This is a genomic window from Nocardiopsis sp. NRRL B-16309, from assembly GCF_001279585.1.
Lineage (GTDB): Bacteria > Actinomycetota > Actinomycetes > Streptosporangiales > Streptosporangiaceae > Nocardiopsis.
The window spans coordinates 1-260 of the sequence record NZ_LGEC01000039.1; the positions used below are offsets into that span (position 1 = coordinate 1).

Below are 260 nucleotides of genomic sequence, written 5' to 3' on the forward strand. Positions count from 1 at the left end.
AGGGGACGGCGGGCTGGCCGCCGGTCGGGGCCGCGCCGGGGAACTGCTGTCCGGGTGTGCCCGTCTGGGGTCCGTGCGGGCCCTGCTGCCCCTGGGAGGAGTAGGGCTGCTGTGCGCCCAGCGGTCCCTGCGGACCGTGTTGCCCCGGTGCTGTGGGCGGGTGCTGTGGTCCGGAGGGGACGGCGGGCTGGCCGCCGGTCGGGGCCGCGCCGGGGAACTGCTGTCCGGGTGTGCCCGTCTGGGGTCCGTGCGGGCCCTGC

The 260-nt window shown here is 78.8% G+C and carries 1 protein-coding gene; it reads left to right on the forward strand.

Features of this window, described 5'->3' with window-relative positions; all coding sequences use genetic code 11:
* Window positions 1-260: hypothetical protein (locus tag ADL05_RS31605; RefSeq protein ID WP_231640628.1), on the forward strand; the 260-nt coding region annotated here is incomplete at both ends.